Source organism: Sphingorhabdus sp. (assembly GCF_046596595.1).
GTDB lineage: Bacteria > Pseudomonadota > Alphaproteobacteria > Sphingomonadales > Sphingomonadaceae > Sphingorhabdus_B.
In genome coordinates, this window is record NZ_JBKJMB010000060.1 from 33,555 (window position 1) to 44,107 (window position 10,553).

Sequence of the window (10,553 nt, forward strand, 5' to 3'; positions counted from 1 at the left end):
AGAGGAACGGAAGCCGTAAGGGAAAGTGGCTATTTCGCCTTTTCCAACATCGGCGCCAGATAATGCCCGGTGTAGGACTTCGGCTCCTTCGCCACATCCTCCGGAGTACCCTCCGCAACGATCTCGCCGCCCTTTACGCCGCCCTCGGGGCCGAGGTCGATCACCCAGTCCGCGGTTTTGATGACGTCGAGATTATGTTCGATCACCACCACGCTGTTGCCCTGTTCGACGAGGCGGTGGAGGACCTCCAGCAATTTGCGGACGTCTTCGAAATGGAGGCCGGTGGTTGGCTCGTCGAGGATGTAGAGCGTCTGGCCGGTGGAACGGCGGGTGAGTTCCTTGGCGAGCTTCACGCGTTGCGCTTCGCCGCCCGACAGGGTCGTGGCCTGCTGCCCGACCTTGACATAGCCCAAGCCAACCTCGGCCAGCATCGCCATCTTGTCGCGGATGGGCGGGACGGCCTTGAACACCTCGACCGCGTCTTCGACCGTCATGTCGAGGACGTCAGCGATGCTCATGCCTTTCCATTTGACCTCCAATGTTTCGCGGTTGTAGCGTTTGCCGTTGCATTCCTCGCACGTCACATAGACGTCGGGCAGGAAGTGCATCTCGATCTTGATCAGGCCATCGCCGCTGCAGGTTTCGCAACGGCCGCCCTTGACGTTGAAGCTGAAACGTCCCGGCTTGTACCCGCGCGCGGCGCTTTCGGGCAATTGCGCGAACCAGTCGCGGATGTTGGTGAACGCGCCGGTATAAGTCGCCGGGTTCGACCGCGGCGTGCGGCCAATGGGGGACTGGTCGATGTCGATGACCTTGTCGCAATGTTCAAGGCCAGTGACCTTGTCATGCGCGCCAGCGATGACGCGCGCGCCATTGAGGCTGCGTGCGGCCGAGGCGTAGAGCGTGTCGATGGTGAAGCTCGATTTGCCCGATCCCGATACGCCCGTGATGCAGGTGAACGTGCCCAAGGGAATGCTTGCGGTCACATTCTTCAGATTGTTGGCGCGGGCGTTGTGGACGGTGAGCTTCTTCTTGTTGCCCTTGCGCCGTGTCTTGGGGACCGCGATCTCGCGGGTGCCGTTGAGGTACGCGGCGGTCAGGCTGTCCTTTGATTTCAGGATCTGCTTCAGCGTGCCCTCGGCCATGACGGTACCGCCATGGACGCCAGCGCCGGGGCCCAAGTCCACCACCCAGTCGGCGGTGCGGATTGCGTCTTCGTCATGCTCGACGACGATGACGGTGTTGCCCAGGTCGCGCAGGCGGCGGAGCGTTGCGAGCAGGCGGTCATTGTCCTTCTGGTGCAGGCCGATGCTGGGCTCATCGAGCACATAGAGCACGCCCGACAGGCCGCTGCCGATCTGGCTGGCGAGACGGATGCGCTGGCTTTCCCCGCCGGACAAAGTGCCGCTGGTGCGGTCGAGGTTGAGATAATCGAGCCCGACATTGTTGAGGAAGCCCAGCCGTTCGTTGATTTCCTTGAGGATGGCCTTGGCAATCTGCTGCTGCTGGTTGGTGAGCGTCTGGTCGACGCTGCCGAACCAGTCGAGCGCATCGCCGACGGACATCTTCGTGGGCGTGGCGATGTCGACGCCGGCGATTTTGACGCTCAGCGCCTCGGGCTTGAGCCGCGCGCCGTGACAGGTCTCGCAGGGCTGCGACGTCTGGTATTTCGACAGCTCCTCGCGCATCCACGCGCTGTCGGTCTGAAGCAGGCGGCGGTTGAGATTGCCGATGACGCCCTCGAACGCCTTGCGCACGGTATATTCCTTGCGCCCGTCCTTGAAGGTCAGCTCGACGGGCATGCCACCGGTGCCGTGGAGGATGATGAGCTTCTGTTCAGGCGCCAGGTCTTCCCACGTGGAATCGAGGCTGAAGCCATAGGCCTTCGCGAGGCTGGAGAGCACTTGCATATAATAAGGGCTTGGCGGGTTCGACTTCGCCCAGGGCACAATCGCGCCCTTTTTCAGCGACAGATGTTCGTTGGGGACCACAAGCTGCGGGTCGAATTCCTGCCGCTCGCCAAGGCCGTCGCAATCGGGGCAAGCACCCTGCGGCGCGTTGAAGGAGAACAGGCGCGGCGCGATCTCGGCGATGGTGAAGCCCGAGACGGGGCAGGCGAATTTCTCCGAAAACACGATGCGGTTGGCGGGGAGGCCGACATTCTTCATGTTCCCCTCCCGTGTACGGGAGGGGTTAGGGGAGGGTGACTTGTCTTCGGTTTCGCTTATTTGCCCTCCCCCGGCCCCTCCCGCAAGCGGGAGGGGAGAAAAGGTCGCGCGGGCTTCACCGAAGGCGCTTGGCACATGATCGGGGTTTTGCGCCGCCAACTCCGCAACCGTCGTATCCGCAAGGTCAACAAACGCCAAGCCGTCGGCCAGCTTCAACGCCGCTTCAAAACTTTCCGCCAGCCGCTGTTGGATGCCGTCCTTGACGACGATCCGGTCGACGACGACCTCAATGTCATGCTTATATTTCTTGTCGAGCGCAGGCGCCTCTTCGATGGCGTAGAGTTCGCCGTCGATGCGGACGCGGGTGTAGCCCGAGCGCTGCCACTCGGCGAGTTCCTTGCGATATTCGCCCTTGCGGCCTTGCACCACTGGCGCGAGCAGGAAGGCGCGGGTGCCTTCGGGCAGGGCCATCACGCGGTCGACCATCTGGCTGACAGTCTGCGCAGTGATCGGCAGGCCAGTCGCCGGCGAATAAGGCACGCCAACACGCGCCCACAGCAGGCGCATATAGTCGTAAATCTCGGTGACGGTCGCGACGGTTGATCGCGGGTTGCGGCTGGTGGTCTTCTGCTCGATGGAGATGGCCGGCGAAAGCCCCTCAATATGCTCGACATCGGGCTTCTGCATCATCTCGAGAAACTGGCGCGCATAGGCGCTTAGCGATTCGACATAGCGGCGCTGCCCCTCGGCATAGATCGTGTCGAACGCGAGGCTGGATTTGCCCGAACCGGACAAGCCAGTGATAACAATCAGCTTGTCGCGTGGCAGGTCGATATCGACGCCCTTGAGATTGTGCTCGCGCGCACCGCGCACCTTGATGTGGGTGAGTGACATATTTCAACTTGTTCCAGATTTGTTCTAAAAGCGCAAGGGGTGCGTTATTAACGAAATGGGCCAACGCACCAGCAATTTCAAGGCAGGCTTTTCCATCATCTTGCGTTTGTTCGCATTTGCAGCATAATGGAGCAAAAGGGGTCGTGTATTGTTGAACGTTCGACGATTGTCAGACGGAAGAATATTATGGCTGTTCGAAAATGCATTATTGCGTCGCTGTTTCTGGCCGCATCTCCGGTGGTGGCTCAGGACGCCGCGCCTGCGCCTTCGGCCCCGGCAATAGTCTTCCAGCAGGGAACTGGAAACACCGACGGGCAAGCGCCGTTGGGCATGCCACCTGCGCGACCGATGCTCGACTGCGCCGCATTGCAGACCTCGCAAGGCACGATCACCGACAATTATTATGCACCAGCATCGACACTTCCCCGGCAACGTCTGGAGGCCGCGTTGTTCGCCGCCGCCTTGAACAAATATCGAGGGCATTTTTGCAGCTTTGGCCGGACAGCAGGGCCAGCCGTGATTGTCGTTGTCGACTTTGCCAAACATAGCAGCGACCCGCGGCTGTATCGCGTCGATCTGCGTGACGGTGACGGGTTGGACAGGCCCATCCGCGTGGCGCACGGCATTGGCTCTGATCCCGATGACGATGGCTATGCCAGTTTCTTCAGCAATGTTGAGGAGAGTTTTACATCCTCGTTGGGCGCGGCGCTTGGTGCGGAGCGATACGCAGGGATTAACGGTCTGTCGTTGCGGCTCGACGGGCTGGAGGCCAGCAACAGCCAGATGCGTGCGCGCGATATCGTCGTGCACAGCTACGCACCCGAACATCGCCGCTATTTCAACGCCCAGCACGTCGCCATGCGCGGTCGCCCGGGGTCAAGCGAGGGGTGTTTTGTGGTCGAACCCGACAAGCGCGAGTTGATCCTCCAGACGCTGGAGAATGGCGGATTTATCTACGCTGGACTCGGGAGTACGCGGCCAGCGCCAAAGCCGCCCACGGCAACAGTCACATTTGCCGCAGGAACGGGCGCGGTTATTCCGGCGGACCAGCCTGCGGCCCCAGTTGCGACGGCGGTGACGGCGACTTCGGAAACATCCGGCGGAACGCCCGATAGCCCGCCCATAATGCCCAAATCGCAAGACCAAGCAGAATAAGCGATATAACCAGAGCGGCGACGGGGTTGGCGAATGCCAACACCAGCAAGCCACCTGTCGCAACATCTTCAACGGTTGAGACGATAACGTTGCTGAACGGTTCAGGGCTGGTGTTGACGGCGGCCCGGGCGCTTGCCTTGGTCGCGTGACTGGCAAAGGCCGCGCCGCCGCCAAGCAGGAATGCGATGACTTGCCAGGCTGGGTCTGAACTGTCGACGACCGCTAACGCCAGCATCGCACCACCAACTGGCCGGACGATCGTGTGCAACCCGTCCCAGATCGAATCTAGCCACGCGATTTTGTCCGCAAAAAACTCGGCAACGGCACCAAGCGCGCTGATCCCGAGTACCCAAGGGTTCGCCAGAACATCGAGCATCTGCAGATTTTCCGGCAGCGGCACGATATTGAAATGCATCGCCAATCCGGTCGCGAAAATGGTCAGATAAAAACGCCAGCCCGACAACAGGCTGAGGCTTCCCGCGAGACCCAATATTTCGATGACACCCATGTCGCCTCCTTTAATTGCGTTCAGGCTGACACGGATGCCGCCGCGATGCAATGAACCTGCAAAATAGGGCCAAAAGAACTTTCCGCTTCAACCCGTATCTAAAGCATGCTTGAGTGAAAGCATGGAAACCGAACTCACAAATCACCCGATCAGTGGTGAACCATTGCCCATTGCCACACCGGCCGCAACGATGGTCATCTTCCGCGAAAATCCCGATGGGGGTGCGCCATTGTTGTTGATGGTCGAACGCGTCAAGGCGATGGCCTTTGCAGGTGGTGCTGCCGTATTTCCGGGTGGTAAAGTTGATCCTGCTGACTTTGATTATGCGGGGATGCTGAAGTCGTCACTGCCGCTCGATGAGGCAGCCGCGAGACTTGCTGCCATCCGCGAGACTATTGAGGAAGCCGGATTGGCACTTGGCTTGTCAGGTGTTTCCGACGCCGCGAACTGCATCGATGCGCGCGCGGCTTTGCATGACGGGGAAAGCCTTCAGGCTGTCTGCAACCGCTTTGGCTGGGAACCGGACCTTGATCAATTGGTGCCATGGTCGCGCTGGCGTCCACCAGCGTTTGAGCGCGCCTCGCGGGTGTTCGACACGCGTTTCTATCTGGTCGACGCAGGCAACACGACGCCGCTCGCCACAGTGGACCAGACCGAAAACCGGATGCTGTTTTGGGCGACTGCCGCGCAGGTTCTCGAAAAATCGGAACGGGGCGATGTGAAGGTGATTTTCCCGACACGGCGCAATCTGGAACGACTGGCGATGTTCGGAGATTTCGATGCTGCCGCTGCCCATGCCGCTGCGCATCCGGTGTCCACGGTGCTGACCTATGTCGAAAAGCGCGAGGACGGAAGCTGGTTGTGTATTCCCGATGGCCATGGCTATCCGGTGCTGGAGGAATCCATGGACAGCGCCATGCGGGGGTAGGGAGAACGGAATTTGTTTTAAGCACTCCGCCTTTCCGACCTCGTCATCCTGAACTCGTTTCAGGATTACATGCGACCGTTGTTTGTTATCCTGAAACAAGTTCAGGATGACGAATAATTTTGTCGCACGCAGTGTCCAGCTGTCTCGTCACCCTGAACTTTTTTCAGGGTCCATTTAGTCATTCAAGCCCTGAGATTGCTGCGCGATAGATCCTGAAACAAGTTCAGGATGACGAGTAGTGGGTTTGGATGTCGCGTAACAAAACGACCCCCAATCAATCCTCCGGCGCAATTGTCACGATCAGGCCATCGAGCGCGTCGCTGACGGGGATCTGGCACGACAGGCGCGAGGTTTCGTTGCGGTGGTCGGTGCTGTCGAGCAGGTCGTTTTCGTCCTCGCCCATTTTGGGCAAGCGGTCAGCGAAGGCCGGGTCGACATGGACATGGCAGGTCGCGCATGAGCAGCAGCCGCCACACAAGGCGAGCAATTCGTCAAAACCATTGTCGCGGATCACTTCCATCAGCGACAGGCCGTTTTCCGCCTCGACCTCGCGGCCATCGCCGTTGCGTGAAATTACCGTGACCTTGGCCATGAAGCTGCTCCTGTAAAACCTGAATGTTGTCGGACTGATAGGTGGCGTATTTGCTCATGTGAAGCCCTAATTTAATGGGGATAAGTCCGGCGCTGCCCTTGGCCAGCGCGCCGCGAATGCCTATGTCCGCAACCTATAGAATCAGAAAGACCATTCATGACCGAAAATCGTCACGCCCCTGTTGTTATCATTGGTTCCGGCCCCGCAGGATATACCGCCGCAGTTTACGCCGCGCGCGCTAACCTGACGCCGATGATGATCACTGGCGTTGAAATCGGCGGGCAACTGATGACGACGACCGAGGTTGACAATTGGCCGGGCGACGACGCGGGTGTGATGGGCCCGGAGCTGATGGAGCGGATGCGCAAGCACGCGGAGCGTTTCGGCACCCGGATCGAAAATGACTACATCGAAAAGGTCGATTTTTCGAAGCGGCCCTTTGTGCTGACTGGCGGGGCAGGCGATTATACGGCGGACGCGGTGATCATCGCGACCGGCGCAAGCGCGCAATATCTTGGCCTACCAAGCGAAACCGCCTTCATGGGCAAGGGCGTTTCGGCGTGCGCAACGTGCGATGGCTTTTTCTACCGGAACAAGCCGGTTGCGGTCATCGGTGGTGGCAATACTGCGGTTGAGGAGGCCTTGTACCTCGCAAACATCGCAAGTCATGTGACCCTGGTGCACCGCCGCGACAAATTGAAGGCGGAGAAAATCCTGCAGGACCGCCTGTTCGCGCGTGAGGCCGAAGGCAAGGTCACAATCAAGTGGAACCACAGGCTCGATGAGGTTTTGGGCGACAATATGGGCGTGACCGGCATGCGGATCGCTGCAACAGATGGCAGCGACACGCAGGATATCGAACTGCACGGTGTCTTCATTGCCATCGGGCACAAGCCGAACACCGGCATATTCGAAGGGCATCTCGATATGGCCGGCGGCTACATAAAGGTGCGCGGCGGGTTCGAGGGGCAGGCGACCGAGACCAGTGTTCCCGGCGTCTTCGCCTGCGGCGATGTCATGGACCACATCTACCGTCAGGCGTGCACGAGTTCCGGTACTGGATGCATGGCCGCGCTCGATGCGGAACGGTTTATCGACGCTGTTGCGTGAGGCTGCCGCTTCCGGTCATCTGCACCCCGGAAGTTATAGAAAGCGTTCGAACACCGTCATTTAATCTGTTGCGCCCTCGTGCTGTATCATCTACCTAATACAGCTAATAGGAGGGGACATTCATGCTATTTGATCCAGCAGCCGAAACCGCACGCTACATTGACAGCTTGGGGCCGGAGGCATTGCAGAAGTCTGCAGCCTATACGGCGGCCGGTCAATGGCACCTGCTTGTCGGGTTGTTTGTTACCGCTATCGTCACGTGGATTATCGTTCGCTCAGGTATACTCAAACGGCTCGCATCAATTCTGCAAAATCGGAGTTGGGCGCTTCGGACTTCTGTAATCTGCGTAGTCTTTTTTCTGGTCTCGGCAATAATCAGCCTGCCTTGGGGCATTTACGAAGAATGGGGTTTTGAAAGATCCTATGGCCGCACGAGCCAGTCTTTCGGCGATTTCATCGCGCAGGATGCCATTGGCACATTGTTGTCGAGCGTCCTCGGCGGATTGTTCTTCCTTGGTGTTTATGCGCTTATCCGGCGCGCAGGGAAAAAATGGTGGATCTGGTCGGGTGGATTGGCGGCCTTCGCGGTTGCGGCAACAATATTGTTGTCGCCGATCGTTATTGAACCCATCTTCAACGAATATAAGCCAGTTCCCGACGGGCCCGTGCGCACTGCGCTGCTCATAATGGCGGATGAGGCTGGAATACCCCATGACCGCGTGCTGATGTTCGACGGTTCACGGCAGTCAAACAATTTCACCGCGAATGTCTCGGGCGTATTTGGCACGGCGCGGATAGCGATTTCCGACGTTGCGCTGGACAAGGCCTCACTTGACGAAGTGAAAGCCGTGACGGGTCATGAAATCGGCCATTACGTCCTTGGCCACGTCTGGCGCATTATATTCCTGATCGTGTTTATTGCCATGCTTGGTTTCTATTTGGCGGATCGCCTGTTCGATCGGGTAGCCGCGTGGTTTGGCAGCACGGCTAAAGTCGGTGACCCCGAAGGTCTGCCGATTTTGCTGTTGATCGTGTCTGTGCTTGGCGTGCTGGCGCAGCCAGCGTTGAACAGCGTGACGCGCGTGGGCGAGAGCGAAGCCGACGCATATTCGCTGCGGACGGCCAACCTGCCGGACGCATTGGCAGGGGCGTTGGTAAAGACCGCAGAATATCGTTACCCGCGGCCTTCGGCATTGCAGGAGGCGATTTTCTACTCGCATCCATCTGTTGAAACGCGGGTGCGCCGCGCGATGGATTGGAAGGCGCAGCAGCTTAAAAAGGCGCCGAAGCCTTAAGCCCCGGCTTTCTTTTCCTGACGGAATTTGTGCAGCAGCGGCTCGGTATAGCCATTGGGCTGCGCAACGCCTTCGAAGATCAGCGCGCGGGCGGCCTTGAGCGCAAGGCTGTCCCCCGTTAGCGTTTCATACACAGGGTCGTCCGCATTTTGGGCGTCAACCTTGGCGGCCATCTTAATGAGCGCAGCGTCAACTTGCGCCTCGGAAGCGATCCCGTGCAGCAGCCAGTTTGCAATATGCTGCGACGAGATACGCAAGGTGGCGCGGTCTTCCATCAGGCCGACGTCGTGGATGTCCGGCACCTTGGAACAGCCAACGCCCTGGTCAATCCAGCGGACGACATAGCCCAATATGCCTTGGGCGTTGTTTTCGAGTTCCTGGGTCACTTCTTCGTCGGACCAGTTATGGCCAACTGGCGCAACGGGAATGGTCAGTAAAGGTTCGAGGCTGGGCGTGGGTTCCTTGGCCAATTCCGCCTGCCGCGCAAAAACGTCGAACTGGTGATAATGCATCGCGTGCAACGTTGCAGCAGTCGGCGATGGCACCCATGCGGTGTTGGCGCCGGCCTTGGGATGGCCTATTTTCTGTGCCATCATATCGGCCATCATGTCGGGCGCTGCCCACATGCCCTTGCCGATCTGTGCCTTGCCGCTGAGGCCGCAGGCAAGGCCGATCTGGACATTGCGCGCTTCGTAAGCTTGAATCCAAGAGGATGACTTCATTTCCGCTTTGCGGATCATCGGGCCAGCCTGCATCGCGGTGTGCATTTCGTCACCGGTGCGGTCAAGAAAGCCCGTGTTGATGAACACAATCCGGTCGCGGACGGCGTGAATGCATGCGGCGAGATTGGCGCTGGTGCGGCGTTCTTCATCCATGACGCCGACCTTGATGCTATGGCGCGCAAGGCCAAGCACATCTTCAACCGCGTCGAACAGGTCGTTGGTGAACGCTGCTTCTTGCGGGCCATGCATCTTTGGCTTGACGATATAGATGCTGCCAGCGCGGCTGTTGCGGTGTGTGCCAAGCCCCTTGAGATCATGCAAACCGCAGAGCGATGTGAACAATGCGTCCAAAATCCCCTCGGGCGCTTCGCTGCCGTCGGCGAGCAGAACCGCTGGATTGGTCATCAGATGCCCAACATTGCGCACGAACATCAGGCTGCGTCCGGGCAGCGTCAGGCCATCATAGTCGCGGTCGGGCTCAAGCGCGCGGGTTACGGTCCTGCCGCCCTTGTCGAAACTGGCGACCAAGTCACCGCGCATCAGGCCGAGCCAGTTGGTATATGCCGCAACCTTGTCATCGGCATCGACCGCGGCGACTGAGTCCTCGAGATCGATGATGGTCGTCAGTGCCGATTCCAGGATGACGTCAGCGACGTGCAGATCATCGGTTGCGCCAACGGGGTGGTTCGGGTTTACCTGAACTTCGACGTGCAGGCCATGATGCTTGAATACATAGCGGGTGGATGCTCCGTCTTGCGCCTTGGCGACAAAATAGGGGCACGCCCCGCCGGACAAAGCTGCCTGCCAACCGGGGATGGCCGTGTCGAGGAAGTCGCGCGCATAAGCAACAACCGCAGCGCCGCGGGCGGTATCATAGCCACCGGGCCGTGCGGCGGGCGCGGACAAAACATCGGTGCCGTACAAAGCATCATACAGGCTGCCCCAACGTGCATTCGCGGCGTTCAGGACGAAACGGTCGTTAAGGCTTGGCACCACAAGCTGCGGCCCGGCCATTGTCGCGATTTCCGTATCGACATTTTGCGTGGCGATACTGAAGGGCTCGGGTTCAGCGACCAGGTAGCCGATCTCCCGCAAAAACGCCTGATAGGCTTGCATGTCGGTGATCGGACCGGGATGCGCGCGGTGCCAATCGTCCAACTGAGCCTGAATGTCGTCGCGCG

At 59.3% G+C, this 10,553-nt stretch carries 7 protein-coding genes and 1 pseudogene; 4 read left to right on the forward strand and 4 right to left on the reverse strand.

Features of this window, described 5'->3' with window-relative positions:
* Positions 1-29 precede the first annotated feature (29 nt).
* Positions 30-3,062 carry an excinuclease ABC subunit UvrA gene (uvrA, locus tag ACLL9E_RS05930; RefSeq protein ID WP_411290818.1) on the reverse strand — a complete coding sequence of 1,011 codons (3,033 nt, stop codon included), beginning with the start codon at positions 3,060-3,062 and terminating at the stop codon, positions 30-32.
* A gap of 348 nt (positions 3,063-3,410) precedes the next feature.
* Here uvrA and ACLL9E_RS05935 point away from each other — a divergent pair.
* Positions 3,411-4,010: pseudogene (locus ACLL9E_RS05935) on the forward strand (murein L,D-transpeptidase catalytic domain-containing protein); the annotation flags it as partial.
* Between the two features lie 85 nt (positions 4,011-4,095).
* On the opposite strand, the gene ACLL9E_RS05940 reads toward ACLL9E_RS05935, so the two are convergent.
* A complete protein-coding gene (locus tag ACLL9E_RS05940) occupies positions 4,096-4,725 on the reverse strand; it encodes a DUF4126 domain-containing protein (protein WP_411290819.1) in 630 nt (209 codons plus the stop codon).
* Between the two features lie 121 nt (positions 4,726-4,846).
* Between ACLL9E_RS05940 and ACLL9E_RS05945 the strand changes: the two genes are divergently transcribed.
* The gene (locus ACLL9E_RS05945; RefSeq protein WP_411290820.1) at positions 4,847-5,653 is read left to right on the forward strand and encodes an NUDIX hydrolase; all 807 of its coding nucleotides are present in this window, start codon (positions 4,847-4,849) and stop codon (positions 5,651-5,653) included.
* Positions 5,654-5,927: 274 nt separating this feature from the next.
* Here the strand turns inward: ACLL9E_RS05945 and ACLL9E_RS05950 are convergent, their stop codons facing one another.
* Entirely contained in the window at positions 5,928-6,245 is a 318-nt protein-coding gene (locus ACLL9E_RS05950) for a 2Fe-2S iron-sulfur cluster-binding protein (protein WP_411290821.1), read from the reverse strand.
* A 156-nt stretch (positions 6,246-6,401) separates the two neighbouring features.
* Here ACLL9E_RS05950 and trxB point away from each other — a divergent pair, with 156 nt between their 5' ends.
* Positions 6,402-7,355 (forward strand): thioredoxin-disulfide reductase, encoded by a 954-nt coding sequence (gene trxB / locus ACLL9E_RS05955; protein ID WP_411290822.1) that lies wholly within the window; start codon positions 6,402-6,404, stop codon positions 7,353-7,355.
* 122 nt (positions 7,356-7,477) lie between these two features.
* Positions 7,478-8,650 (forward strand): M48 family metallopeptidase, encoded by a 1,173-nt coding sequence (locus ACLL9E_RS05960; RefSeq protein ID WP_411290823.1) that lies wholly within the window; start codon positions 7,478-7,480, stop codon positions 8,648-8,650.
* Here the strand turns inward: ACLL9E_RS05960 and ACLL9E_RS05965 are convergent.
* Positions 8,647-10,553, reverse strand: a 1,907-nt coding sequence (locus tag ACLL9E_RS05965; RefSeq protein WP_411290824.1) for a malate synthase G, incomplete at its 5' end; no start/stop codon positions are given. The two genes, ACLL9E_RS05960 and ACLL9E_RS05965, sit on opposite strands and share 4 nt — an antisense overlap.